The sequence below is a fragment of the Stenotrophomonas sp. 05L413 genome (assembly GCF_056397945.1).
Genome location: NZ_JBFTOL010000005.1, coordinates 261,796 through 286,649 on the forward strand (window position 1 = coordinate 261,796; position 24,854 = coordinate 286,649).

General features: G+C 67.8%; 20 protein-coding genes. 11 read left to right on the forward strand and 9 right to left on the reverse strand.

The window, feature by feature from the left end; all coding sequences use genetic code 11:
- The first annotated feature begins 39 nt into the window (after positions 1 to 39).
- Positions 40 to 2,196, forward strand: coding sequence for a peptidyl-dipeptidase Dcp (gene dcp, locus AC1DIQ_RS13135; protein ID WP_046272277.1), 2,157 nt, complete (start codon positions 40 to 42; stop codon positions 2,194 to 2,196).
- Positions 2,197 to 2,610: 414 nt separating this feature from the next.
- Here dcp and AC1DIQ_RS13140 read toward each other — a convergent pair whose 3' ends face one another.
- On the reverse strand, positions 2,611 to 3,060 hold the full coding sequence (locus tag AC1DIQ_RS13140) for a 3-dehydroquinate dehydratase (protein WP_121044388.1): 450 nt from the start codon (positions 3,058 to 3,060) through the stop codon (positions 2,611 to 2,613).
- Between the two features lie 3 nt (positions 3,061 to 3,063).
- Positions 3,064 to 3,480 (reverse strand): hypothetical protein, encoded by a 417-nt coding sequence (locus tag AC1DIQ_RS13145; protein ID WP_478050192.1) that lies wholly within the window; start codon positions 3,478 to 3,480, stop codon positions 3,064 to 3,066.
- Between the two features lie 178 nt (positions 3,481 to 3,658).
- On the opposite strand from AC1DIQ_RS13145, the gene lepB reads away from it, so the two are divergent.
- Together lepB and AC1DIQ_RS13155 are read left to right on the forward strand one after the other, a co-directional pair.
- Complete coding sequence (gene lepB / locus AC1DIQ_RS13150) at positions 3,659 to 4,291, forward strand: signal peptidase I (RefSeq protein ID WP_478050193.1); 633 nt, start codon at positions 3,659 to 3,661, stop codon at positions 4,289 to 4,291.
- Positions 4,292 to 4,423: 132 nt separating this feature from the next.
- On the forward strand, positions 4,424 to 5,698 hold the full coding sequence (locus tag AC1DIQ_RS13155) for an MFS transporter (RefSeq protein ID WP_478050194.1): 1,275 nt from the start codon (positions 4,424 to 4,426) through the stop codon (positions 5,696 to 5,698).
- On the opposite strand, the gene AC1DIQ_RS13160 is transcribed toward AC1DIQ_RS13155, so the two are convergent.
- Positions 5,688 to 6,590, reverse strand: coding sequence for a LysR substrate-binding domain-containing protein (locus AC1DIQ_RS13160; RefSeq protein ID WP_282262783.1), 903 nt, complete (start codon positions 6,588 to 6,590; stop codon positions 5,688 to 5,690). The two genes, AC1DIQ_RS13155 and AC1DIQ_RS13160, sit on opposite strands and share 11 nt — an antisense overlap.
- A 9-nt stretch (positions 6,591 to 6,599) precedes the next feature.
- On the reverse strand, positions 6,600 to 7,565 hold the full coding sequence (locus tag AC1DIQ_RS13165) for a LysR family transcriptional regulator (RefSeq protein WP_121044373.1): 966 nt from the start codon (positions 7,563 to 7,565) through the stop codon (positions 6,600 to 6,602).
- A 108-nt stretch (positions 7,566 to 7,673) separates the two neighbouring features.
- Here AC1DIQ_RS13165 and aceB point away from each other — a divergent pair, with 108 nt between their 5' ends.
- From aceB to AC1DIQ_RS13185, 4 genes are all read left to right on the forward strand, one after another.
- Positions 7,674 to 9,320 carry a malate synthase A gene (gene aceB, locus AC1DIQ_RS13170; protein ID WP_282262788.1) on the forward strand — a complete coding sequence of 549 codons (1,647 nt, stop codon included), beginning with the start codon at positions 7,674 to 7,676 and terminating at the stop codon, positions 9,318 to 9,320.
- 48 nt (positions 9,321 to 9,368) lie between these two features.
- Positions 9,369 to 10,661, forward strand: a complete 1,293-nt coding sequence (aceA, locus tag AC1DIQ_RS13175) for an isocitrate lyase (RefSeq protein WP_121044367.1) — start codon at positions 9,369 to 9,371, stop codon at positions 10,659 to 10,661.
- Positions 10,662 to 10,884: 223 nt separating this feature from the next.
- Positions 10,885 to 11,931, forward strand: a complete 1,047-nt coding sequence (locus AC1DIQ_RS13180) for a GGDEF domain-containing protein (protein ID WP_121044364.1) — start codon at positions 10,885 to 10,887, stop codon at positions 11,929 to 11,931.
- Positions 11,932 to 11,944: 13 nt separating this feature from the next.
- The gene (locus AC1DIQ_RS13185) at positions 11,945 to 14,434 is read left to right on the forward strand and encodes a putative peptide modification system cyclase (protein WP_121044361.1); all 2,490 of its coding nucleotides are present in this window, start codon (positions 11,945 to 11,947) and stop codon (positions 14,432 to 14,434) included.
- Between the two features lie 10 nt (positions 14,435 to 14,444).
- On the opposite strand, the gene AC1DIQ_RS13190 is transcribed toward AC1DIQ_RS13185, so the two are convergent.
- A complete protein-coding gene (locus AC1DIQ_RS13190) occupies positions 14,445 to 14,753 on the reverse strand; it encodes an NHLP-related RiPP peptide (protein WP_070474300.1) in 309 nt (102 codons plus the stop codon).
- A 112-nt stretch (positions 14,754 to 14,865) separates the two neighbouring features.
- Here AC1DIQ_RS13190 and AC1DIQ_RS13195 point away from each other — a divergent pair, with 112 nt between their 5' ends.
- On the forward strand, positions 14,866 to 16,134 hold the full coding sequence (locus tag AC1DIQ_RS13195) for a putative peptide maturation dehydrogenase (protein WP_478050195.1): 1,269 nt from the start codon (positions 14,866 to 14,868) through the stop codon (positions 16,132 to 16,134).
- A gap of 1 nt (position 16,135) precedes the next feature.
- On the opposite strand, the gene AC1DIQ_RS13200 is transcribed toward AC1DIQ_RS13195, so the two are convergent.
- The 3 genes from AC1DIQ_RS13200 to AC1DIQ_RS13210 are packed head-to-tail and all read right to left on the reverse strand — an operon-like array spanning position 16,136 to position 20,958.
- Positions 16,136 to 18,118: an acetyl/propionyl/methylcrotonyl-CoA carboxylase subunit alpha gene (locus AC1DIQ_RS13200; protein ID WP_478050196.1), complete on the reverse strand. Its 1,983-nt coding sequence runs from the start codon at positions 18,116 to 18,118 to the stop codon at positions 16,136 to 16,138.
- Positions 18,119 to 18,173: 55 nt separating this feature from the next.
- Positions 18,174 to 19,784 carry a carboxyl transferase domain-containing protein gene (locus AC1DIQ_RS13205; protein WP_478050197.1) on the reverse strand — a complete coding sequence of 537 codons (1,611 nt, stop codon included), beginning with the start codon at positions 19,782 to 19,784 and terminating at the stop codon, positions 18,174 to 18,176.
- Positions 19,785 to 19,794: 10 nt separating this feature from the next.
- Positions 19,795 to 20,958: an isovaleryl-CoA dehydrogenase gene (locus tag AC1DIQ_RS13210; protein ID WP_102788830.1), complete on the reverse strand. Its 1,164-nt coding sequence runs from the start codon at positions 20,956 to 20,958 to the stop codon at positions 19,795 to 19,797.
- A 146-nt stretch (positions 20,959 to 21,104) separates the two neighbouring features.
- Here AC1DIQ_RS13210 and AC1DIQ_RS13215 point away from each other — a divergent pair, with 146 nt between their 5' ends.
- The 3 genes from AC1DIQ_RS13215 to AC1DIQ_RS13225 all read left to right on the forward strand — a co-directional run bounded on the left by AC1DIQ_RS13215 (position 21,105) and on the right by AC1DIQ_RS13225 (position 23,883).
- Entirely contained in the window at positions 21,105 to 21,710 is a 606-nt protein-coding gene (locus tag AC1DIQ_RS13215) for a TetR/AcrR family transcriptional regulator (RefSeq protein ID WP_121044348.1), read from the forward strand.
- A 114-nt stretch (positions 21,711 to 21,824) separates the two neighbouring features.
- On the forward strand, positions 21,825 to 22,343 hold the full coding sequence (locus AC1DIQ_RS13220) for a c-type cytochrome (RefSeq protein WP_070474313.1): 519 nt from the start codon (positions 21,825 to 21,827) through the stop codon (positions 22,341 to 22,343).
- Positions 22,344 to 22,437: 94 nt separating this feature from the next.
- Entirely contained in the window at positions 22,438 to 23,883 is a 1,446-nt protein-coding gene (locus AC1DIQ_RS13225) for an ExeM/NucH family extracellular endonuclease (protein WP_282262803.1), read from the forward strand.
- Between the two features lie 61 nt (positions 23,884 to 23,944).
- Here the strand turns inward: AC1DIQ_RS13225 and AC1DIQ_RS13230 are convergent, their stop codons facing one another.
- Entirely contained in the window at positions 23,945 to 24,811 is an 867-nt protein-coding gene (locus tag AC1DIQ_RS13230; RefSeq protein WP_478050198.1) for an EamA family transporter, read from the reverse strand.
- Positions 24,812 to 24,854: the final 43 nt, after the last annotated feature.

The following is a 24,854-nucleotide window of genomic DNA, read 5'->3' on the forward strand; positions in this document are numbered from 1 at the left end:
GATTTCACGTCCCGCGCCCTCATCCAAGGAGCCCGTTTCATGTCGCGTACCGTAGTTTTGGCCGCTGCCATCAGCCTGGCGCTGGCGGCCTGTTCCGGCAAGGAGTCCACCCCCGTGACCGATACCCAGCCCGCCCCGACCCAGCAGCCGGCCGATGCGTCCGCCAACCCGCTGTTGAGCGCCAGCACGCTGCCGTTCCAGGCGCCGCCGTTCGACAAGATCAAGGACAGTGACTACCTGCCGGCCTTCAACGAAGGCATGAAGCAGCACCTGGCCGAAGTCCGCAAGATCGCCGACAACCCCGAGCCGGCCACCTTCGACAACACCATCGAAGCGCTGGAGCGCAGCGGCGAGACCCTGACCCGCGTGTCGCGCATCTTCTTCGGCCTGGTCCAGGCCGACACCAACGATGCACGCCAGAAGGTGCAGGAAGAAGTCGCCCCGAAGCTGGCCGAGCACCAGGACGAGATCAACCTCGACCCGAAGCTGTTCGCCCGCATCAAGACCATCTACGACCAGCGCGATGCGCTGGGCCTGGACCCGGTGCAGAAGCGCCTGGTTGAGCGTGATTACCAGGAGTTCGTGCGTGCCGGCGCGCAGTTGAACGATGCCGACAAGGCCTCGCTGCGCAAGCTCAACGTGGAAGAAACCACGCTGGCCACGCAGTTCCACACCCGCCTGGTCGCCGCGACCGCCGCCGGTGCCGTGGTCGTCGATGACAAGGCCAAGCTGGCCGGCCTGGATGAGGATGCGATCAACACCGCCGCCGCCGATGCCAAGGCCCGCAACCTCGATGGCAAGTACCTGCTGCCGCTGCAGAACACCACGCAGCAACCGGTGCTCGGCTCGCTGAGCGACCGCGAGCAACGCGCCGCCGTGCTCAAGGCGTCGGAGACCCGTGCTGAAAAGGGCGACGCCAACGACACCCGCGAGACCATTCAGCGCCTGGCCCAGCTGCGCGCGCAGAAGGCCAAGCTGCTCGGCTTCGAGAACTACGCCGCCTACAGCCTGGCCGACCAGATGGCCAAGACCCCGGCCGCCGCGCTCAAGCTGCTGACCGACACCGTGCCGGCCGCGACCGCCAAGGCGCGTGGCGAGATCAGCGAAATGCAGAAGGTGATCGACGCGCAGAAGGGCGGTTTCAAGCTCGCTGCCTCCGATTGGGACTTCTACGCCGAACAGGTGCGCAAGGCGCAGTACGACCTGGACGAATCGCAGATCAAGCCGTACTTCGAGATGGACAACGTGCTGCAGAACGGCGTCTTCTACGCCGCCACGCAGCTGTACGGCATCACCTTCAAGCCGCGTACCGACATCCCCACCTACCACCCGGACATGAAGGTCTACGAAGTGTTCGACAAGGACGGCACCTCGCTGGCCCTGTTCTACACCGACTACTTCAAGCGTGACAGCAAGTCCGGCGGCGCCTGGATGGATGTGTTCGTCGAACAGGACGGCCTGACCGGTGCCAAGCCGGTGGTCTACAACGTGTGCAACTTCACCAAGCCCGCCGCCGGCCAGCCCGCGCTGCTGAGCTTCGATGACGTGACCACGATGTTCCATGAGTTCGGCCATGCGCTGCACGGCATGTTCTCGAAGGTGAAGTACCCGTCCATCGCCGGTACCAGCACCTCGCGCGATTTCGTCGAGTTCCCCTCGCAGTTCAACGAGCACTGGGCGCTGGACCCGAAGGTCTTCGCCAACTACGCCAAGAACTACAAGACCGGCGAGCCGATGCCGCAGGCGCTGGTCGACAAGATCCTCAAGGCCCGCACCTTCAACCAGGGCTATGCGACCACCGAGTACCTCTCGGCCGCCCTGCTCGACCTGGCCTGGCACACCCAGCCGGCCGACGCCAAGCTGCAGGACGTCGCGCCGTTTGAAGCGGCCGCGCTGAAGAAGTTCAAGGTCGACCTGCCGCAGGTGCCGCCGCGCTACCGCACCAGCTACTTCGACCACATCTGGGGGGGCGGTTATTCGTCCGGTTACTACGCCTACTTCTGGGCCGAAGTGCTCGACCATGACGCCTTCGAGTGGTTCAAGGAGAACGGCGGCCTGACCCCGGAGAACGGCCAGGTCTTCCGCGACAAGATCCTCTCGCGCGGCAACAGCGTGGAGCTGGCCGATCTGTACCGCGAGTTCCGCGGCAAGGATCCGTCGGTGGAACCGCTGCTGGTCAATCGTGGCCTGAAATAATCGCGGCATCCCGGCAGGTACCGACCGTTGGTCGGTACGCTTGCCACCAGTGCGCGATGATATTGAAACGGCAGGGGAAACCCTGCCGTTTTTTTTCTTCTGCCGCGAGCGTTACGCCCGACCGGCAGGCCCCTCGGCAAATGTCCCCCGGCCGCCGCCTGAGGGCGGCGGCCTCTTCCTTGATTTTGCCCAGGCGCCTACCAGCCGCTACGGGGCTGGCTCGCAGTACGCTGACGGAAAACCCGGCTTTTCTGTGGGTGCCAATCCTCTGGATACGTGGGTCGCGATGTCCTTGTGGGCGAAATAAAGGGGGAGGGGGCGGCCGCCGGCCGACGCCGGAGGACATTCGCCGGCAAGGGCATCGTGGCCCAGCGCCCGACCCGGCCTCCGCCAGAGGCGTGCTGCCCTCACCCCTCAGGTCCCCACGTGCACGCCCTCGGCGATCTCACTGCGTCCCAGGTGATCCAGCGCGATCTCCAGCGCGTGCATGTAACTCTGTGCGCAGTACCCACGCGCCACGCCGATGCGCTGGCCCACCTCCGCCGGCAGGCACGCCTCCGGTGCACGCGCATCGTCGTCATGCACTTCCACATAGGCGTTGTGCAGATGCGGCAGCAGGCGCTGCAGGCGCGCGCTGGCCACGCACGCACCCGGATCGAGCAGGGTGACTTCGCCGCGGCTGTGATCGGCCACGCGCAGCGCATCCAGCAGCTCCTGCTCCGAGCCACACGCCCGGATCGCCACCGTGGTGCCCGCATCGATCGCGCGGTGCACCAACGATTTCAGGACCAGCGCCGGCAACGGCTGCGCGGTACGGATCAGCTGCCCGGCCGCTTCCGGCCCCCGGATGATGAAGATCGACATGGCTCAGCCCTCCACGGCCTGCAGGCGGTGGGCGGCGATCGCCAACGACAGGCGACACGCATCCTGGCGCCCGCTGCTGCAGACGACCCGCGCGGCCGGGGCATGCTGCGGATGCAGGTGCTCGTCCAGCGCGTCATCGTCGTTGCTGGCCATCTCGATGTAGGGCGCCGGCAGGTCCTCCAGCGCGGTGCGCAGCGCCTGGCCATAACGGGCCCACTGCGGCGCATCGACCGCCGCAGTGGCGATCAGGACCAGCGCCGGGCGGCTGCGCTGGGCACGCTGCAGGCAGCGCACCAGGGCCGGCAGGGAGTCGCAGTCGCGGCAGGCTAGGCGGTGCCCGGCGACCCGCGCCGGCAGCGGCAGCGGCGACGCGTCCGGCACGGAGTTCGACGGTGTATGCCGGATCAGCAGGATGGTCATGGAACGTCTCTTCGAAGCGCCCTTCGGCGCGGTGTCGCCACGATGCAGCCGCGCCCCGTAAAACCGCGATGCCGACCACGCCGGCCCGGCGTAAACACTGCGTAGCTTTTTCGGACCCGGCCAGGGAACTTGCCCGCCGCCCGTCCGGTCACAGCCACACACTCCCTGGAGCGCCCGTATGGACACCCCCGCCGCCGCCTCTGCCCCCGCCGACCACCGCCTGCTGCGCTGGCTCAAGAAAGAAGCCCTGCCGCTGCTGGTCATGCTCGGCCTGCTCGCTGCGGCGCGCGACACCCTGGCCAATCACTACCAGGTGCCCAGCGGCTCGATGCAGCACACGCTGATGCCGGGCGACCGGGTGGTGGTGGACATGCGCGCCTACGGGGTGCGCCTGCCGTTCACCTCGGTGGCGCTGCTGCACACCGGCCAGCCGCAGCGCGGTGACGTGGCGGTGTTCGATTCACCGCAGGACGGCACCCGGCTGATCAAGCGCATCGCCGCGGTCGGGGGTGATCGGGTCGAGCTGCACGACGGCCACCTGAGCATCAACGGCCATCCGCTGGCCCAGGCCGGGGTCGGTGAGATCGAAGACTTCGGGCAGCATCTGGCGCAGCTGGATCTTGGCCAGGGGGGTGGACCGGACATCACTGGGCTGACCGTCCCGGCGGGCGAGGTGCTGATGCTCGGCGACCACCGCGGCAACAGCGCCGACGGTCGCTTCTTCGGCCTGGTCCAGGCCAGCGCGCTGTACGGCAAGGCCTCGCACGTCTACTACCGGCGCGGCGAAGGCCTGACCTGGCAGGCGCTGTAATCCCGGCCGCGTTCTTAATCGATATCTGGATCGTCTCAATCAAGACCTATCAGGTTATGGATCGACCTGACGGCGCTGCCTATCCTGAGCGCTGACTCCTCGCTCCGGCCCGTCCAAGCGGGCCTTACCGGCATGAATGGCGATACCGCCGCGGTCCCTGACCGCGTCCCCCTGACCAGCACCGCAGCGGCGGCCGGCGATCAGATCCAGCAGGGCACCCCGGCCTTCCGGCGCACGGCGGCCGCGCTGTTCCTGGCCGGCTTCTCCACCTTCGGGCTGCTCTACACGGTGCAGCCGCTGCTGCCGGAATTCAGTCGCCACTTCGGCGTCTCCGCAGCCAACAGTGCGCTGACCCTGTCGCTGACCACCGGTCTGCTGGCGGTCTCGATGCTGATCGCGGGATTGATCTCCGACCGCGTCGGGCGCCGCAGCGTGATGGTCGCAGCGCTGCTGGCCTCCAGCGTGTTGTCCGTCGCCACCGCGATGGTGGATGACTGGACCACGCTGCTGGTGCTGCGCACGCTGCTCGGCATCGCGCTCAGTGGCGTACCGGCGGTGGGCATGACCTACCTCGCCGAGGAGATGGACAGCCGCGCGCTGGGCTTGGCGATGGGCCTGTACATCGGCGGCAACGCGATCGGCGGCATGAGCGGTCGTCTCATCGCGGGCATCGTCGCCGACCATTGGGGCTGGCGCTGGGGCATTGGCGTGGTCTCGTTGATTGCGCTGCTCAGTACCGTGCTGCTATGGATCCAGCTGCCGCCGTCACGCCACTTCCAGAGCCGCCGTGGCGGCCTGCGCGAACTGCCTTCGCGCTGGCGCAGCCTGTTCGGCGATCCCGGGTTGCCGTGGTTGTTCGCCACCGCGTTCGTGCTGATGGGCGTGTTCGTCACCCTCTACAACTATCTCGGCTTCCATTTGCTCGCGCCGCCGTATGGCCTCAGCCAGACCGTGGTCGGCCTGATCTTCAGCGTGTATCTGGTCGGCACCTTCAGCTCGGCCTGGATGGGGCAGCAGGCCAACCGCCATGGCCGCAGCCGCGTGCTGGCGATCTGCTATGGACTGATCGCGCTGGGCATCGTGCTGCTGGCGATGCCGTGGCTGGGCTGCATGGCCGCTGGCATCGCCTTGGTGACGTTCGGCTTCTTCGGCGGCCACTCGGTGGCCAGCAGTTGGGTCGGCAGCCGCGCCGGTGCGATGCGCGCCGAAGCGTCCGCCCTGTATCTGTTCGCCTACTACCTGGGCTCCAGCGTGGCCGGGGTGCTTGGCGGCGTGTTCTACACCCACTGGGACTGGCTGGGCGTGTGCGGTTTCGTCGGGGTACTGACCGTGGCCGGTGGCGTGATCGCCTGGCGTCTGGGCCAGCGCGTGCAACCGGCCACCGCCGCGCTCGCGCTCAGCCGCTGACCCCCTGCAGCAGCCGCGTGAAGTGCCCGATCAACGGCGACGCCGCACCACGCCGGCAGGCCACGTGCACTTCCGAACTGGCGGCACGATCGCTGAGTGCGACGAAGCGCGCCCCGTCCACCTGGATATGGCTGCACGAGGCGGGTAGCACCGTTACCCCCAACCCTGAGGCCGCCAGGCTGATCAACGTCGAGGCTTCCCCGGCCTCCTGCACGATGCGCGGCGTGAAGCCGGCGCCCCGGCACAACGCGATGAAGTGATCGTGGATGCCCGCACCGACCTCGCGCAGGAACCCGACGAACGGCTCATGCGCGAACAGCCGCAGCGCCACCGCCGCATCGGCCGGCAGCTCACGCACCAGCGGATGCTGGCCGTGCACCACCAGCGCCAGCGGATCACTGAACAGTTTGCGTGACATCAGCGGCGCGGGCAGGGCACGTTTGCGGATCAACCCGACATCCAGTTCGCCGGCCATCAGCGCATCGATCTGCTGCAGGGTGTTCATCTCGCGCAGCTTCAACTGCACCTGCGGGAACTGCTGGCGGTAAGCGAAGATCGCGCGCGGAATCTGCGTGGACAGCGGCGTGGCCCGGGTCAGCCCGATGCGCAGCTCGCCGGTTTCCCCGCGCTGCGCGCGCTGGGTCAGATCGATCGCGGTCTCCACCCGGGCCAGCACCTCGCGCGCTTGTTCCTGCAGCACGCGCCCGGCATCGGTGAGTTCCACGCGACGGTTCGCGCGCAGGAACAACCGCGCGCCGAGCAGCGTTTCCAGCTGACGGATCTGCTGGCTGAGCGGCGGCTGCGACATCCCCAGCCGCTCGGCCGCGCGGCCGAAGTGCAGCGTCTCGGCGACGGCCAGGAAGTAGCGCAGGTGGCGGAGTTCGATGGACATGGGCGTGTGTCAGCGCTCGGAATGACCACTTTCATCATAGCTGCGCGGACTGAACAGATCCGGCTGGATCAGCTCGATGAACGCCCGCGCCTGCGGTGACAGAAACCGCCCGCGCCGCACGATCACCCCATAACTGCGCTCCGGGAACCACGCACTCATCGAGCGCGTCACCAGCTTCTCGCGGTCGGCATCGTGGAGGCAGAGCGCCGGCACAATGGAGATGCCCATGCCCATCGCCACGTACTGCTTGATCACTTCCCAGCCGCCTACTTCCAGCGCCACGGTGTAGGGCAGTCGATGCCGTTGGAAGACCTGGTCCACCAGCCGGTAGGTGATCTGGCGTTTGGGCGGCAGCACCAGCGGGTACTGCGAGATCGCCTCCAGGCTCAGTTCGCCATGCGCCAGCGGATGATCGGGCGGGGCGATCAGCACCTGCTCGAAGCGGTAGGCCGGGGCGTAGCTGAGGTCGGCCGGCACGTCGGTCATCGAGCCCACCGCCAGGTCCGCCGCATCGCTGCGCAGCAGGTCGGTACCGTCGGCGCTGATCGCGTTGTGCAGGGTCAGGCGGACATCCGGGTGGCGCTGGCGGAAGCGCTCCACGATGCGCGGCAGCAGGTACAGGATGGTCGAGCTGTTGGCCGCGATGTTGAGCTCGCCGGCATCCAGCCCCTTCACCTTGTCACGGAAGCTGGCCTCCAGCCCGTCCAGGTTCTCCACCAGCGGCAGCGCCATCTCATACAGCAGCTGGCCTTCACGGCTGGGCACCAGGCGGCGCCCGCTGCGCTCGAACAGGTTGACCCCGAGTTCGCGCTCCAGCGCCTGCAACTGCTGGCTGATGGCCGGCTGGCTGACGAACAAAGCCTCAGCAGCCCGTGAGACTGAGCCGAGGCGGACGGTCTGGCAGAACGCCCGGAGCGGCTTGAGCCGATCGGATTTGTAGGAAAACCGGGGACTTGGCGTGCGGGGCGTGGTCATGACGTCATGAGTATAAGCACACCTTATGTAAGCCATTGCAATAACTGCTTTGTCAAATATCGGCGCGGCGGCGCACGGTGGAGATCAACCGCACCGCAGGAGTCCGCCATGTCCGCCGTCGCTTACGCCACCGCCCAGCCCACCCCCGCCGATGCACCGGCCACCCCCGGCATTGCCCTCACCACCCAGCTGGCCGGCCAGTCCGCGCTGCTGCCGGCGGGGGTACTGGCGCTGTTGGTGTCGCTGCACCGGGCGGTGGAGCCGGAGCGTCAGCGCCGGCTGCAGGCACGGGTCGCGCGCCAGGCCTTCTTCGATGGCGGCGGCCTGCCGGACTTCCGTGCCGATACCGCGGAGATCCGCGCCGGCGACTGGCACGTCGCCCCGCTGCCGGAGGCGCTGCAGGACCGCCGGGTGGAGATCACCGGCCCGACCGACCCGAAGATGGTCATCAACGCGCTGAACTCCGGCGCCAAGGTGTTCATGGCCGACTTCGAGGATTCCACCGCCCCGGCCTGGCGCAACCTGCTGGCCGGCCAGCAGGCACTCATCGGCGCGGTGCGTGGCGATCTGACCCACACCGGGCCGTCCGTCGATGGGAAGCCGGGCAAGCAGTACACGCTGCGACCGTTCAACGAGCAGGCCGTGCTGATCGTGCGCCCACGGGGCTGGCACCTGGATGAAAAGCACGTGCGCATCGATGGCCAGCCGATCGCCGGTGGCCTGTTCGATGCGGCGGTCTTCGCCTTCCACAATGCCCGCACGCTGATGTGCAGGCAGCGTGGCCCGTACTTCTACCTGCCCAAGCTGCAGAGCATGGAAGAGGCGGCGCTGTGGGAGACCGCGCTGTCGCACATCGAGGGCATGCTCGGCCTGCCGCATGGGCAGATCAAGGTCACCGTGCTGATCGAAACGCTGCCGGCGGTGTTCGAGATGGACGAGATCCTGCATGCGCTGCGCGATCGCATCGTCGGCCTGAACTGTGGCCGCTGGGATTACATTTTTTCCTACATCAAGACCTTCCGCCGCCACCCCGACAAGGTGCTGCCCGAGCGCGGCCAGGTGACGATGACCCAGCCGTTCCTGAAGGCCTATTCGGAGCTGCTGATCCGCACCTGCCACCGCCGCGGCGCACATGCGATGGGCGGCATGGCCGCGCAGATTCCGATCAACCACGACGCGGCCGCCAACGAGCAGGCGATGGCGCGGGTGCGGGCGGACAAGCTGCGCGAAGTCACCGCCGGCCATGACGGCACCTGGGTCGCCCACCCCGCGCTGATCCCGGTCGCGCAGGCGATCTTCGACGAACACATGCCCGGGCCGAACCAGCACCGCGTGCTGCGCAACGATGTGCAGGTGGCCCGCGATGACCTGATCGCCGCGCCCACCGGCACCATCACCCGCGCCGGTTTCGAGGGCAACGTGGAGGTCTGCGTGCGCTACCTGGCCGCCTGGCTGGACGGCAACGGCTGCGTGCCGATCCACCACCTGATGGAGGACGCGGCCACCGCCGAGATCAGCCGCAGCCAGCTGTGGCAGTGGCTGCATACCCCCGGCCAGCACCTGGACGACGGCACCGCCATCGACCTGGCCCTGCTCGACGCCACCCTGGCCCAGCTGCCTGCGCGGCTGGGTGACACCACCGCGCTGCCGGGCAGCGCCCGCATCCCCGAGTCCATCGCGCTGCTGGCCGCGCTCAGCCGCCGCGAGGAGCTCACCGACTTCCTGACCCTGCCCGCCTACGACCGTCTCGACTGACCGCCATCCACCTGCTGTTACCGCATCCGTTCCCTTTGGAGATTCGACATGAGCACCCTGCAGACCGCCGAACAGATCCAGCACGCTTGGAACACCGACCCGCGCTGGGCCGGGATCACCCGCAACTACACCGCCGCCGATGTGGTGCGCCTGCGTGGCACCGTGCACGTGGAGCACTCGCTGGCGCGGCTGGGCGCGGAGAAGCTGTGGACATACCTGCAGGAAAAGGACTTCGTCAACGCGCTCGGCGCGCTGACCGGCAACCAGGCCATGCAGCAGGTCAAGGCCGGCTTGAACGCGATCTACCTGTCCGGTTGGCAGGTCGCCGCCGATGCCAACCTGGCCGGCCAGATGTACCCGGACCAGTCGCTGTACCCGGCCGACTCGGTGCCGGCGGTGGTCAAGCGCATCAACAACACCCTGCTGCGCGCCGATCAGCTGCACCATGCCGAAGGCAAGGATGACATCGACTTCCTGCAGCCGATCGTGGCCGATGCCGAAGCCGGTTTCGGCGGCGTGCTCAACGCCTTCGAACTGATGAAGGCGATGATCGAGGCCGGCGCGGCGGGCGTGCACTTCGAGGATCAGCTGGCCTCGGTGAAGAAGTGCGGGCACATGGGCGGCAAGGTGCTGGTGCCGACCCGCGAGGCGATCGAAAAGCTCAACGCCGCCCGCCTGGCCGCCGACGTGATGGGCGTGCCGACCCTGCTGGTGGCGCGTACCGATGCCGAGGCCGCCGACCTGCTGACCAGCGATGTGGATGGCAACGACCAGCCGTTCACCACCGGCGAGCGCACCGTGGAAGGCTTCTACAAGACCCGCAACGGCCTGGAGCAGGCGATCAGCCGCGGCCTGGCCTATGCGCCCTATGCGGACCTGATCTGGTGCGAGACCGGCAAGCCGGACCTGGAGTTCGCGCGCAAGTTCGCCGAAGCGATCCACGCCAAATTCCCGGGCAAGCTGCTGGCCTACAACTGCTCGCCCAGCTTCAACTGGAAGAAGAACCTGGACGACGCCACCATCGCGACCTTCCAGAAGGAGATCGCCAAATACGGCTACAAGTTCCAGTTCATCACCCTGGCCGGCTTCCACGCCCTGAACTACTCGATGTTCAACCTGGCCCACGGCTATGCCCGCCGCCAGATGAGTGCCTTCGTGGAGTTGCAGGAGGCCGAGTTCGCCGCGGCCGACCGGGGCTTCACCGCGGTCAAGCATCAGCGTGAGGTCGGCACCGGCTACTTCGACGCGGTGACCCAGGCGATCCAGCAGGGCCAGTCCTCGACCACCGCCCTGACCGGGTCCACCGAGGAAGAGCAGTTCAACGCCGAACGCGCGGCCTGACCCGGCAAGGGCGGCCAGGGAAGGCCATCAGGGCGGCCGGTCGGGGGACCTGCCGCCCTGTGTCGTCTCCGGACCCGGCTCTTCACATCGTCACACGCGGTAGAACGCGCGTGTTTTCACGATCTTGGGGGGTAAAAGTCGGAAATGGGATAGGGCGCACAGTTTTGAGGAGTGCTATCCTCCTTCGCTCACCAGGGGGACGCTGGAAAGCGGGTGTTCGGAAATGACCGGCAAGGGTGCGGCGGCGATCATGTGCGAACAGGAACCAGACATCGACCGCAAGGCGATGGCTGAGATCGTGCACGCCATCCTGAGCAACGGCGAGTCCGCATTGTTCTCCGAATTCGGCCGGCAACGCAAGCTGCCCTCAGGCACCCATCTGTTCCATCGCGGCCACGCCGGCAGCACCATGTACGTGATCGTCAGCGGCTGCATCGAACTGGACTTCGGCGAAGACCTCGTCGTGAAGTCGCTCGGTCCCAATGAATTCTTCGGCGAGCTGGGCCTGCTGATCGGCGACCACCAGCGCACGGCCGGCGCGCGTGCGGTCGAGGACAGTATCGTGCTGGAACTGGACCACGACGATTTCCAGCGTCTGGTCGACCGCGACCCTGGTCTGCTGGCCTACTTCCTGCGCCGCACGATCATGCGGGTGGTGAGCAACGAGCAGGTGTTGATCCGCCAGCTGCGCCGCCGCAACCACGATCTCGAAACCGCGCTGGACAACCTCTACGTCACCACTCACCAGCTCACCCACACCCGCGAGCTGGTGCGCACCGACGAGCTGACCGGCCTGCACAACCGGCGTGGCCTCGCGCTCTACCTGCAGGACTGCCGTGCGCAGGAAAACAGCGCGCCTCAGGGCCTGCTGCTGATCGACTGCGACCAGTTCAAGCAGGTCAACGATGTGCACGGCCACCAGGCCGGCGACCGCGTGCTGCAGAGCGTGGCCAACATCCTGCGCTCGGTGGCCACCGAGCCGGACGTGGCCTGCCGGCTGGGCGGCGACGAATTCTGCCTGCTGCTGCGCAGCGCCGACCAGGACAGCCTGCAGCACGCCGCCGAGTTCATTCTCAGCGCGGTGCATGGCCTGATCGGCCGTGCGCATGGCGTGCCGCATGTGTGCCCGGTCAGCATCGGGGTCTGTCTGATCGACCCGCAGACCGACTGGAGCGAGTGGTACGCCCGCGCCGACAATGCGCTGTACCAGGCCAAACGGCTGGGCGGCAACCGATTGCACTGGTCGCGATCAGCGACCGCCACACCCTGATCGGGAGATCGGCATGAACGGCGACAACGGAACGTCGACCCAGGCCCCGCAGATGCGGGCGCTGCTGTTCACCGATCTGTGCGACTCGTTGATCCTGGTCGAGCGCATCGGCGATGCGGCGGCGGCCGAGCTGTTCCAGGCGCATGACCGGCTGGTGCTGGTGTTGCAGCAACAGTGGAATGGTCGCCTGATCGATCGTTCCGATGGCCTGCTGCTGTTGTTCGAGCGCGCCATCGATGGTCTCGGCTTTGCGCTGGATTACCAGCGCGGCCTGATGGAGATCGGCAAGCAGCGTGACATCGTGCTGCGCGCCCGCGCGGGCCTGCACGTCGGCGAAGTGCTGACCTGGGAAAACAGCCCCGAGGCGATCAAGGTTGGGGCCAAATCGCTGGAGGTCGAGGGCCTGGCCAAGCCGATGGCCGCGCGCCTGATGGCCCTTGCCCGGCCCGGGCAGATCCTGCTCTCGGCCGTGGCCGAATCGCTGACCCATCGCGCGGTGGGCGAGCTGGGGGAGCGTGGCGAGCGACTGGTGTGGAAATCGCACGGCGGTTGGCGGTTCAAGGGCATGCCCGGTCGCCAGGACATCCATGAAGTGGGTGAACGGGAGTTTGCGCCGCTGCGTGCCCCACGCGGCAGCCCCAAGGCCCGCCGTGCCGTGCCGCTGTGGCGCCGGCCGATGACACTGCTGGCCGAGGTGGCGCTGGTGGCAGGCATGGTCTTCGGCACCTGGGCCTTTCTACGCCCGACGCCGGCCATTGCCTTCGGCGAACGGGATTGGGTGGTACTGGGCAACCTCCATAACCTGACCGGCAATGCACTGCTGGACGACAGTCTTCAACAGGCGTTCCGCATTTCTCTGGAGCAGTCGCGTTACGTCAATGTGCTCAGCGACATGAAGGTGCAGGAAACGCTGGAGCGGATGCGTCGCGAAGGTGGAGCGCTGGACCGCGACGCGGCGATCGAGGTCGCGCTGCGTGAGGGTGCCAGAGCCGTGATCGTACCCACCGTGGCCGAAGTGCATGGGCGGCTGCGTGTTTCACTGGAACTGATCGATCCCAACACCGGCAATACGGCGTGGTCCGACCATGCCGATGGCCGCGGCATGGAATCCCTGCTGGGTTCCACCGATGACGTCGTGGCTCAGATGCGCGCGGAGCTCGGCGAGGCCATGCATGACATCTCGCGGGACTCGATGCCCCTGCCCAAGGTGGCGACGGCCAGCCTGGATGCGCTGCATGCCTACGCGATGGGCGTCAAAGCATACGGCGATGGACGCTATGACGACGCGCAGCGGTTTTTCGGGCAGGCGGTGCGTTTCGATCCGGACTTCGCGTTCGCCTACCTGGCACAGCTGCGCATCCAGTGGGGCCGGGGCAATCCCGAAGGGGCCCGGCAATCGCTGGCCGCGGCAAAACGCGCTGCCGGTCGCTTGTCAGGACGGGATCGGCTGTACATGGACGCCTGGGATGCCGATCTCAACGGCGCCGGAACACTCGCCACGGCCGAAAAGTGGAAGCTCTTGGGCGATCTCTATCCCGATTACCACGGCGCCCATGCCAACTACGCCTGGTCCATGCTGAGCGTGGGGCGGTATAGCGAGTCCGAGCAGGCTGCACGCAAGGCCGCTGTCGCACAGAACCCGTTGCAGGCCATGGCGTTGCAGGCGCTCGGTCGCGCCGAGCTGGCGCAGAATCACGCCGATGCGGCACTGCGCAGCTATCGTCAATCCGCACGGATCGGTCAATGGTCAGTGAACCGCCACATGGTCGCCGCGCTCGCCGCTCATGGCGACCTGGTGGGCGCCCAGCGCATGCTTGCCGCCGCTCGGGAGGATGATCTTGCCATGCACCTGGAGGGCACCGCCGTCGCGCTGGACGCAGGCGAGCCGGCGGCGGCACTGCGGGCCAATGCAGGTGCCCTGCGCCACTGTGGTGACAATGCGCGGATCTGCGGAATGTTCCAGGCGCAGTCGCTTTCGCTGGCCAGCATTGCCGTGCGAAAGGCCGGCGCACACGAATATGAGCAGCTTATCGCCACCATGATCGCGCAGGCGGCCGATCCTGCGGCAGGTGAGCGGGGAGAGTGGCTGTACATGGCCGCTGCCTCGGCCTATCTCGCGCAACGCGCCGAGCTCTATGACGTGGCACGTCGCCAGTTGCCGCATCTGCAGCGACTTGCCAAGGCACTGGATGACCCGCGTGGAACGCAGATGGTGGCGGTGCTGGTGGCCAACCAGGATCGCGTGGATGGCCGGGCTGCGCAATCGGTGCAGCGCTTGCGCGCGCTCATCGACGGCAGCGAGTTGTTCCAGGTCCACGTCGCCCTGCAGGACAGCCTGGTGGCCGCCGGGGACCAGGTGGCTGCCGCCGCCGAGCAACGCTGGCTGGCGACACAACGCGGCAGGGCCTACGCGGAAAACGCCGGTTCCTATCTCCTGCAGGCGCTGAATGTCCATGACAGCCGGGCCGCGCAACGACGTCTGGACGCGACGTCGTTGCAGTAACCGCCAGACCTCAGGGCTGCGGCTTGCGCTGCAGTTGTGAGTCGATGTCACCGCTGACGAAACAGTGCGGGAAGCTGAAGGAGCTGGTGGCGGTCAGGTGGGCAAGCAGGCGCGTGCGAGCGGCCTGGAATTCTTCCTTGCTGGCCAGCGGACCGCCTGATTCGCAGTCGCACGATGCCGCGCCCGCCTCGGCGCTGATGGTCGCCAGCGCGGCAGCGGGATCGGCCTGGAACAGGGTACGGAACGCATCGTCGCTGCTGAGCAGATCCAGCAGCTGTACGGCATCGTTGGAGGAAAGCGGCGGAGAAGTGCTGGTCATGTGGGATGTCTCGGAGATAGCGGAGGGAAGGAGGGGGCGTACGCGCAGGCCGGGGTGTGACGTTACAGCCGCGATCGATAGCGGCCGGCGCGTGAAGCGCTTGAGTCGCCCGATGATCATCGGCCTTCATCTTTGGCGATCCCGGCCGACACACTGGAACACGCGATGCTTCCCTTTCTGGCTGCCCATGCACGATACCCTCCACCTGCGCCGATGCCGCACCCTCTACCTCGAGCCCCGACAGCAGACCTCCTTCGATCTGCGCGCGCTGGTATCCGGTGGTACGGGCATGACCCTGCGCAGTGTCTGGACGGCGCTGGCACCGCACCTGCCGGCGCCGGTCGAGCTCAATGAGTCACAGGTGCTGCTGCTGGGACGTCTCGACCCGGAGCGATGGGAGCCACGGCCCGCCGGGGAAGATGACAGCGATCTGCGCTACCTGCTGGCGCATGGGCTGGTCCAGGCACAGGGAGCAGATCGCGACGCGTTGGCTGAACGTGAAGCGCAGCTGCGGCAGGTGCCGTGGTGGGGACCTGCCGCGATGCTCCATTGGCAGGGCCGCTGGCAGGGCCAGGACAGCGTGAAAGCCCTGGAATCGGCGGGACTGCACACAGCGGCGGGGCTGCGTGCACACCTTGGGCCGCCACCGCCCGCGTTGGCTTCCCACGCAGGAGAACCTCGCCGCCTGCCACGCCAGCCCGAGGAAGCGTTCGACCGCAGCCTGCGCGAGCGCAGCACCTGCCGCAACTTCGATACGGCGCAGCCACTGCCGCTGGCCGAGCTATCACGACTGCTGCAGCGCACCCTGGCTGAAACAGGACGGCAGGTGGTCGAAGAAGACGCGGTGTTTCTCAAAAAGAACGTACCGTCCGCCGGGGGCCTGCATCCCACCGAAGCGTATCTGCTGGTGCAGCATGTCGAGGGCCTCCAGGCGGGTCTGTATCACTACGATCCTGCCTCGCACGGCGTGTCCGCCCTGCCTTCCGATGCGCGGTCCATGGCAGAGCTGGCGGCGTTGTTCACCGCCGGCCAACACTGGTTTGCCGATGCGCCAGTGCTGATCGTGCTGGCCCCCCGGTTCGCGCGCACCTACTGGAAGTACCGCCACCATCCCAAGGCCTACCGCGCGGTGATCCTGGATGTTGGCCACATCTCGCAGCTGCTGCTGACCTGCGCGACCGAACAGGGCCTGGGGGCCTTTGTTACGGCCGCGATCAACGAACAGGATATCGAGCAGGTGCTCGGCATGGATCCCATGCAGCTCAGCCCGCTCGCCGTGTGTGGCGTCGGCTGGCGGGCACAGCAGATGTCGACCTCAGAGTTCGACCCCGGCGGCCAGGTGTGGACGCCGGTACTCACTGCCGAGCCGCCAACCGGGTGACTCACCCCGCCTCGAAATCCACCAGCACGGCCCCATCACCCACCTGATCCCCGGCTTTGACCCGGTAACCCTGCACGGTGCCATCGGCCGGTGCCTGCAGCGTGTGCTCCATCTTCATCGCTTCCAGCACCAGCAGCGGCGCGCCGCGTTTGACCGCCGTGCCCGGTGACACGAGTGTGGCCACGATACGGCCCGGCATCGGCGCGACCAGGCTGCCGGCATCGGCGACGGACTGGTCCGCTTCGCTGACCGGATCATGCAGGGTGAAGCGCTGCACGCCCTCGCTGCCGAACAGGTACAGCGCATTGCCGTCGCGGATGACGGTGGCGCGATGCAGCTGCTCGCCGATCTGCACGCGCAGCGCATCACCGGCCAGGCGGCCGCTGCCCTGCAGCGCGTTGCCATCCATGTGGACGGTCCACTGTCCGCCCGCGCCCTGCACGGCCACGCTGCGCTGTGCACCCCGGTGCTCCAGCGTCAGCGCGCGTGCGGCGGCCGCACCAAGGCGCCAGCCATCCTGGGCCTGCCACGGCGAGTGCGGGTCACGCGCATCACGGCTGGCGGCTTCGCTGGTGGCCACGCCGGCAATCGCGGCCAGCGCCCAGAGTGCCGGATCGCTGTCGCCGTCGTTGGGGGCCAGTGCGGCCTGCTCGCGCTCGATCAGCGCGGTGTCCAGCTTGGCCTGGGTAAACGAATCGGTCATCACCAGCCGGCGCAGGAAGGCGGCATTGGTGGTCACGCCGACCACTTCGCACTCGGCCAGCGCCTGCTGCATGCGGCGCAGCGCGGCGTCGCGGTCGACATCCCAGACGATCAGCTTGGCGATCATCGGGTCGTAGAACGGGGTGATCGCATCGCCCTGGTCGACACCGGCGTCCACGCGTACGTGCGCGGTGTTGGCCGGCAGGCGCAGGTGGCGCAGGGTGCCGGTGGAGGGCAGGAAACCGCGGTCGGCGTCTTCGGCGTACAGGCGGGCTTCCAGTGCATGGCCGCGGATCTGCAGCTGATCCTGCTGCAGCGGCAGCGGTTCACCGCTGGCCACGCGCAGCTGCCACTCGACCAGGTCGGTGCCGGTGATGCACTCGGTGACCGGGTGCTCCACCTGCAGGCGGGTGTTCATTTCCATGAAGTAGAAATCGCCATCCGGGCCGGCGATGAACTCCACCGTGCCCGCGCCGACGTAGTTGACCGCGCGCGCGGCATCGACGGCCGCCTTGCCCATCGCGGCGCGGCGCTCGGGCGTCATGCCGGGCGCAGGCGCTTCTTCGAGCACCTTCTGATGGCGGCGCTGCACCGAGCAGTCGCGCTCGAACAGGTACACCACGTTGCCGTGGCTGTCGCCGAACACCTGGATCTCGATGTGGCGCGGACGCTCCACATACTTCTCGACCAGCACGTGTGCGTTGCCGAACGCGGACTGCGCTTCACGCTGGCAGCTGGCCAGCGCCTCGGTGAAGGTCGCGCTGTCATCCACGCGGCGCATGCCCTTGCCACCGCCGCCGGCGCTGGCCTTGATCAACACCGGGTAGCCGATGCTGTCGGCCTGCTTGCGCAGGAACTCGGGGATCTGCTCGTCGCCGTGGTAGCCCGGGGTCAGCGGCACGCCGGCCTGCTGCATCAGCGCCTTGGCCGCGCTCTTGTCGCCCATCGCGCGGATTGCCGCCGCAGAGGGGCCGATGAACACGATGCCGGCCTCGGCGCAGGCCTGCGCGAAACCGGCATTCTCCGAGAGGAAGCCGTAGCCGGGATGGATCGCCTGCGCGCCGGTGCGGCGGGCGGCCTCCAGGATGGCATCGCCGCGCAGGTAGCTCTCGCGCGCCGGCGCCGGGCCGATCGCGATGGCCTCGTCGGCCAGGCGCACGTGGCGCGCGTTGCGGTCGGCGTCGGAGTACACCGCCACGGTGGCGATGCCCAGGCGCTGGCAGGTAGCGATGACGCGGCAGGCGATTTCGCCACGGTTGGCGATCAGGATCTTGGTGAACATGGTGGTCTCGTTGCGCGGGCCAGGGGCGGCGGTGCCAGGCGGCACCGCCCGTGCATTACATGCGGAACACGCCGAAGTCGGTCTTCTTCGCCGGGGCGTTGAGGCTGGCCGACAGCGCCAGGCCCAGCACACGACGGGTGTCGGCCGGGTCGATCACGCCGTCATCCCAGAGGCGGGCGCTGGCGTAGTACGGGTGGCCCTGCGATTCGAACTGCGCGCGGATCGGCGACTTGAAGCCGTCTTCTTCCTCGGCCGACCACTGCCCGCCCTTGGCTTCGATGCCATCGCGTTTGACCGTGGCCAGCACGCTGGCGGCCTGCTCGCCGCCCATCACGCCGATGCGCGCGTTCGGCCACATCCACAGGAAGTTGGGCGAGTAGGCACGGCCGCACATGCCGTAGTTGCCGGCACCGAACGAGCCGCCGATCACCACGGTGAACTTGGGCACCTTGGCGCAGGCCACGGCCATGACCAGCTTGGCCCCGTCCTTGGCGATGCCGCCGTGCTCGTACTTGCGGCCAACCATGAAGCCGGTGATGTTCTGCAGGAACACCAGCGGAATGCCGCGCTGCGTGCACAGTTCGATGAAGTGCGCGCCCTTCAGCGCGGACTCGGAGAACAGGATGCCGTTGTTGGCGATGATGCCCACCGGGTAGCCGTGCAGATGCGCGAAGCCGGTGACCAGGGTGTTGCCGTAGCGCGGCTTGAACTCATCGAAGCGCGAATCGTCCACCAGGCGCAGGATCACTTCGCGCACGTCATAGGGCTTGCGCGTGTCGGCCGGGATCACGCCATACAGCTCGTGGGCCGGATGCCGCGGTTCCACCGGGGCCTGCACCGCCAGCGCCGGCTCGGGCTTGCGCCAGTTGAGCTGGGCGATGATCGCGCGGACCCGGGCCAGCGCCTGCAGGTCGTTGTCGGCCATGTGGTCGGCCACGCCGGAGATGCGCGTGTGCACATCGGCACCGCCCAGTTCTTCGGCGGTGACCACTTCACCGGTGGCCGCTTTCACCAGCGGCGGGCCGCCGAGGAAGATGGTGCCCTGCTCGCGCACGATCACCGTTTCATCGCTCATCGCCGGCACGTAGGCGCCACCGGCGGTGCAGCTGCCCATCACGCAGGCGATCTGCGGGATGCCCTGCGCGGACAGGTTGGCCTGGTTGTAGAAAATCCGGCCGAAATGGTCGCGGTCCGGGAACACCTCATCCTGCAGCGGCAGGAACGCACCGCCCGAATCCACCAGGTAGATGCAGGGCAGGCGGTTCTGCTCGGCCACTTCCTGCGCGCGCAGGTGCTTCTTGACCGTCATCGGGTAGTAGGTGCCACCCTTGACCGTGGCATCGTTGGCCACGATCACGCATTCCACGCCCGAGACCCGGCCGATGCCGGCAACCACGCCGGCGCTGGGGATCGGGTCGCCATACATGCCGTGCGCGGCCAGCGGGGCGATTTCCAGGAAGGCGCTGCCCGGGTCGAGCAGGGCAGCGATGCGGTCACGCACCAGCAGCTTGCCGCGTGCGGTGTGCTTGGCGCGCGCCGCTTCGCTGCCGCCCAGCGCGGTCTGCGCCAGGGTAGCGCGCAGGTCGTCGACCACCGCCTGCAGCGCGGCGCGGTTGGCCTCGAAGGTGTCGCTGCCCGGTTGCAGCTGGGTGCTCAATACGGTCATGGCAGGGCCCTTACTTGGTGCGCTGGAACAGTTCGCGGCCGATCAGCATGCGGCGGATCTCCGAGGTGCCGGCGCCGATTTCATACAGCTTGGCATCGCGCCACAACCGTCCGGTCGGGTACTCGTTGATATAGCCGTTGCCGCCCAGGATCTGGATCGCCTGGCCGGTCAGCCAGGTGGCCTTCTCGGCCGAATACAGGATCGCGCCGGCTGCGTCCTGGCGCGTGGTGCGGCCCTGGTCGCAGGCGCGTGCCACCGCGTAGACATAGGCACGGCAGGCGTTGAGGCCCACATACATGTCGGCCAGCTTGGCCTGGATCAGCTGGAAGGTGCCGATCGCCTCGCCGAACTGCTTGCGCTCGTGCACGTACGGCATCACCACATCCATCGCGGCCGCCATCAGCCCGAGCGGGCCGCCGGAAAGCACCACGCGCTCATAGTCCAGACCGGACATCAGCACCTTGACGCCACCGCCGACCACGCCAAGCACGTTGGCTTCGGGCACTTCGCAATCCTGGAAGACCAGCTCGCAGGTGTTGGAGCCGCGCATGCCGAGCTTGTCCAGCTTCTGCGCCGTGGAGAAGCCCTTCATGCCCTTTTCGATCAGGAACGCGGTGATGCCCTTGGCGCCGCCATCCGGATCGGTCTTGGCATAGACCACCAGCACATCGGCATCCGGGCCGTTGGTGATCCACATCTTGTTGCCGTTGAGCACGTAGTGATCACCGCGCTTGTCCGCGCGCAGCTTCATCGACACCACGTCCGAGCCGGCGCCCGGTTCGCTCATCGCCAGCGCGCCGACCAGCTCGCCGCTGCACAGGCCGGGCAGGTAGCGCTTTTTCTGCTCTTCGTTGCCGTTCTTGCGCAGCTGGTTCACGCACAGGTTCGAGTGCGCACCGTAGGACAACGCGATGGCACCGGAGGCGCGCGAGATCTCTTCCATCGCCACCACATGCGCGAGGTAGCCCATGCCGCTGCCGCCGTATTCCTCTTCCACGGTCAGGCCGAGCAGACCCTGCTCGCCGAGCTTGCGCCACAGCGCATTGGGGAACAGATTCTCTTCGTCGGCCTGGGCCGCCAGCGGCGCGATTTCAGCGGAGGCAAAATGGGCCACGCTCTGGCGCAGCAGGTCGATCTCTTCGCCGAGATCGAAGTTCATGGTCGGGACGTGCATGGGCGACTCCGCAACAACAAGGGATGGGACGCGCCGGGAGGGATGGACGGGCTGACAGGGCCGTCCCGCGGGCGATGTACCCCCAGCGTAGCCGGGTTCGACAAAGAAGTGAACACAAATTCAAAAATTGAACATAGAATCAACAAATGGCCTATAAACGCTCCGCCCTGATGGAAGAACGCCTTGCCGGCGCCCGTGAACGCATCCTGCTGGCGACCCGTGTGCTGGTGGCGGCCGGCGGCTACCGCAACGCCCCGGTGACCGCTGTGGCGGCCGAAGCCGGGGTCTCCACCGGCCTGATCTACCGGCACTTCCCCTCCAAGGCCGAACTGTTCGTGGAGGTGCTCACCGCCGCCGTCGAGCACGAGCTGCGCATCTTCGAGGCGATCGCGGCCGAGCCGCTGCCCGCGCCGGAGCGCCTGCGCCGGGCGATCACCGCCTTCGTGCGGCGCGCGCTGGCCGGGCCCGGGCTGGCCTATGCCTTCATCGCCGAGCCGGTGGATCCGGAAGTGGAGGCCGAGCGCATCCGTTGCCGCCGTCTGTTCGGCGATGTGTTCCGGCGCATCGTCGCCGATGGCGTGGAGGCAGGCACCTTCCCGCCGCAGGACACCCATGTCGCAGCGGCCTGCATCGTGGGGGCGTTCACCGAGGCGCTGGTCGGCCCGACCGCACTGAGCCGCGACGCGCACGGCGACGAAGATGCGCTGGTCGAGTCGATCTGTGTTTTCTGCCTGCGGGCCGCGGGCGCCTGAGCCGCGCCGATGCTGCATTGCGACACCCGGCGGTCGCTTGCGCAGCGCCGCCGACGCTGGTCATACTCGGCCGACAAGCCGTGGTCCAACGACTACCAGCCAGGGGTATAGAGAGTGCGGAATTACGACCTCGAGTTCCTGAAACGCTTTTCCATGGTCATCGCGCTGCTGATGGCCATCACACTCGGCCTCATCATCTTTGCGGCCTACCTGCATACCAGCATTCCCCCTGAAGTCTCGCCGATGGCGGCCAAACGTACCGAGCAGCGCATCGCGCCCGCCGGTGCGGTGTACGCCGGCAGCACCGGTGCCGCCGCGCAGGCCGCCGCCCATGCCGCCGCGCTGGTCAAAGCCGCCTCGCAGGTCGCCTACGGCGGTACCACCGACGGCAAGGTGATCTACGACAACCTCTGCACCGCCTGCCATACCAATGGCGTCGGCAAGGCGCCGACGCTGGATCACGGGCATTGGGATGCGCGCATTGCCCAGGGCAAGGACACGCTCTACAAGCACGCGGTGGAGGGCTATACCGGCCCGGACGGTGGCATCATGCCGCCCAAGGGCGGGAATCCGGCGCTGACCGAGGAGCAGATCCATGCCACGGTCGATTGGATGCTCGCCAACCTGAAATGACGGCTTTGCCGGATCAGGCCACCGACGCCGCCGAAGGGCGGCGTTTCACGTTATGTGGTTAGCCTTGTCGCACTTCCCTGGAGTTCCGCTTCCGATGCGCCGTACCCCCCTCGTGTTCGCTCTCGCGCTGGCGTTGTCCGGCGCGGTCCATGCCGCCCAGCCGCAGCCCGCCACCTCGCCGCAGGTGCGCCCGGCGCCGGCCACGTCGGCCACGGTCACCCTGACCGCGCCGCCGACCGACTGGCGCACGCTGGATGGCCAGCAGGTCCGTATCGCCGCGCCACTGACCCTGGCCGGTACCGATGGCCTGTCGCGTTTCGGTGAGTTGACCGTAGCCTTCGGCGGCCGCCTCTGGCAGCCGAGTGAGGTGGCCGCACCCGGCACCCCGGAGCACGCCCATGAGGTGGCCGACAACCTGCGTCGCCGGCTGGTGCTGGACGATGGCAGCGATGCCCGGGATCCCGGCCCGGTGGCCTACCTGCCGGCGGCGGCGAACCTGCGCACCGGCATGGTCCTGCGCAACGTGGAAGGCATCGTCCGCATCGATCCCAAAGGCAACGCCCGCCTGCAGGTGACCCGTCCCCTGAACCTGCCCGGGCTGGAGCGCCCGGCGGTACCGGTGGTGGCCGGTGCCCTGCACGTGGCGGCGTTCAACCTGGAGAACTTCTTCAACGGCGATGGCCAGGGCGGCGGTTACCCGACCCTGCGTGGTGCCCGTACGCTGGCCGAACACCAGGCGCAGAAGGCCAAGCTGGTCGCCACCATCAACGCCCTCGGTGCCGATGTCGCCGCGCTGATGGAACTGGAGAACGACGGCTACGGCCCGCAGTCGGCGATCGCTCAGCTGGTCGATGCGCTCAATGCGGACCGGGGCCAGGGTGCCGACTGGCGTTTCATCGACGCGAAGCAGGGCCCGGGTGACAACCCGATCCGGGTCGGCATCATCTACCGCGCCACGCGCGTGACCCCGGTCGGCGCCCCCGCCGTGCTGGAGAAGGAGCCCTTCGGCGAGCGCAGCCGCGTGCCGCTGGCGCAGGCCTTCCGTGCGGGCAAGGGCGCGCCGTTCGTGGTCGTGGCCAATCACTTCAAATCCAAGGGCTGCTCCGAAGCGACCGGCGCCGATGCCGATCAGAAGGACGGCCAGGCCTGCTGGAATGCCACCCGCGTCGCCTCGGCCACGCTGCTGGACCAGTGGCTGGCGACCGATCCCACCGGTGCGGGCACCCGCGATGCAGTGCTGCTGGGCGACTTCAACGCCTACGCGATGGAAGACCCGATCCGCACCCTGCACGCGGCCGGCTGGCGGGATGCGTTCGCGGTGGCCAAGGTCGAACGGCCTTACAGCTATGTCTACAACGGCATGACCGGCCGGTTGGACCATGCGCTGTTGAGCCCGGGCATGGCCAAACGCCTGCGCGCGGCGGCGGAGTGGCACATCAATGCCGATGAAGCCGACGATGTCGGCTACCGCGACCGCAACGAAGCGGGCCCGTGGCGCAGTTCGGACCACGATCCGCTGCTGCTGGGGTTTGATCGCTGATACCGGTCACCGGCGCGTTGCCTTGGTAGTGCCGGCCGCGGGCCGGCACCGCATCAATCGGTTACCACGTGCCCCATGCGATCAACCCGATCGCCACGACGGCCAACCCCAGGCCTACCCGGTTCCACACACTGGTGCGCTCGCCGAAACCGAGGATGCCCACCAGCGCGCCCAGCACCACCACGCCGATGTTCATGCCGGCGAACACCACCGCCGGGCTGTCCGGCAGATGCTGGTGGGCGCGCACGTAGAACAGGATGTTGCCGAAGTTGAGCAGGCCGAGCAGGGCGCCGCCGACCCCGTTGCGCCACTGCAGGCGGGCGATGCCGCGCAGGTGGCGCCATAGCTGCAGGATGAGCATCAGCACGAAGGCCAGGCTGAAACTGACCAGAAGTGCCGCCATCGAAGGCGTACCCGACAACGCCACCTTCTTGAGCAGGATGTCGACCAGGGCGTAGCCCACCCACACCGCCAGCAGCCACGGCCAGGCCCGCCCGCCAGTGGGTTCGGCCGCCCCGACGCGCGGGCGCACGCTGATCCCCAGGATCGCCAGCAGGCCCAGCCCCAGGCCGGCCAGCTTCCAGCCGTTGGCGGTCTCGCCGAACACCAGGAACGCAGCCAGCAGCGAAAGCAGCAGCGACAACCGCTGGGCCACATCGCTGCGCACGATCCCGGCGCGGGTCACTGCGCGGGCCATCATCAGGAAGATCGCCGGCAACGCCACGGCCAGGCAGAGCAGGGCGGCCCACGGCGCGTGCGGGGTCTGCAGCGAGGCCAGCGAGGGCTGCAGCAGCACCGCGCTGAGCACGCTGGCGACCAGGTAATTCCAGGTCACCACCTGCGGCATGTCCAGCCGCTGGCGCGGCGCCAGCTTCAGCAGGACCGACACCAGCACGCTGCAGAGAACGCTGAAAACCAGATAGTGCATGTACGGATCCGGCGGGGGCGGCGGTGAAGCACGCGGAGGGACG

What these genes read in the sequence shown, in the direction of transcription:
- AC1DIQ_RS13195 (WP_478050195.1), top strand. Translation starts at nt 14,866, where the DNA reads ATGATCATCGGCCTTCATCTTTGGCGATCCCGGCCGACACACTGGAAC.
- AC1DIQ_RS13190 (WP_070474300.1), bottom strand. Translation starts at nt 14,753, where the DNA reads ATGACCAGCACTTCTCCGCCGCTTTCCTCCAACGATGCCGTACAGCTG.
- AC1DIQ_RS13200 (WP_478050196.1), bottom strand. Translation starts at nt 18,118, where the DNA reads ATGTTCACCAAGATCCTGATCGCCAACCGTGGCGAAATCGCCTGCCGC.
- aceB (WP_282262788.1), top strand. Translation starts at nt 7,674, where the DNA reads ATGTCCGCCGTCGCTTACGCCACCGCCCAGCCCACCCCCGCCGATGCA.
- AC1DIQ_RS13230 (WP_478050198.1), bottom strand. Translation starts at nt 24,811, where the DNA reads ATGCACTATCTGGTTTTCAGCGTTCTCTGCAGCGTGCTGGTGTCGGTC.
- AC1DIQ_RS13205 (WP_478050197.1), bottom strand. Translation starts at nt 19,784, where the DNA reads ATGACCGTATTGAGCACCCAGCTGCAACCGGGCAGCGACACCTTCGAG.
- AC1DIQ_RS13215 (WP_121044348.1), top strand. Translation starts at nt 21,105, where the DNA reads ATGGCCTATAAACGCTCCGCCCTGATGGAAGAACGCCTTGCCGGCGCC.
- aceA (WP_121044367.1), top strand. Translation starts at nt 9,369, where the DNA reads ATGAGCACCCTGCAGACCGCCGAACAGATCCAGCACGCTTGGAACACC.
- AC1DIQ_RS13210 (WP_102788830.1), bottom strand. Translation starts at nt 20,958, where the DNA reads ATGCACGTCCCGACCATGAACTTCGATCTCGGCGAAGAGATCGACCTG.
- AC1DIQ_RS13180 (WP_121044364.1), top strand. Translation starts at nt 10,885, where the DNA reads ATGACCGGCAAGGGTGCGGCGGCGATCATGTGCGAACAGGAACCAGAC.
- AC1DIQ_RS13165 (WP_121044373.1), bottom strand. Translation starts at nt 7,565, where the DNA reads ATGACCACGCCCCGCACGCCAAGTCCCCGGTTTTCCTACAAATCCGAT.
- AC1DIQ_RS13145 (WP_478050192.1), bottom strand. Translation starts at nt 3,480, where the DNA reads ATGACCATCCTGCTGATCCGGCATACACCGTCGAACTCCGTGCCGGAC.
- AC1DIQ_RS13140 (WP_121044388.1), bottom strand. Translation starts at nt 3,060, where the DNA reads ATGTCGATCTTCATCATCCGGGGGCCGGAAGCGGCCGGGCAGCTGATC.
- AC1DIQ_RS13225 (WP_282262803.1), top strand. Translation starts at nt 22,438, where the DNA reads ATGCGCCGTACCCCCCTCGTGTTCGCTCTCGCGCTGGCGTTGTCCGGC.
- lepB (WP_478050193.1), top strand. Translation starts at nt 3,659, where the DNA reads ATGGACACCCCCGCCGCCGCCTCTGCCCCCGCCGACCACCGCCTGCTG.
- AC1DIQ_RS13160 (WP_282262783.1), bottom strand. Translation starts at nt 6,590, where the DNA reads ATGTCCATCGAACTCCGCCACCTGCGCTACTTCCTGGCCGTCGCCGAG.
- AC1DIQ_RS13155 (WP_478050194.1), top strand. Translation starts at nt 4,424, where the DNA reads ATGAATGGCGATACCGCCGCGGTCCCTGACCGCGTCCCCCTGACCAGC.
- dcp (WP_046272277.1), top strand. Translation starts at nt 40, where the DNA reads ATGTCGCGTACCGTAGTTTTGGCCGCTGCCATCAGCCTGGCGCTGGCG.
- AC1DIQ_RS13185 (WP_121044361.1), top strand. Translation starts at nt 11,945, where the DNA reads ATGAACGGCGACAACGGAACGTCGACCCAGGCCCCGCAGATGCGGGCG.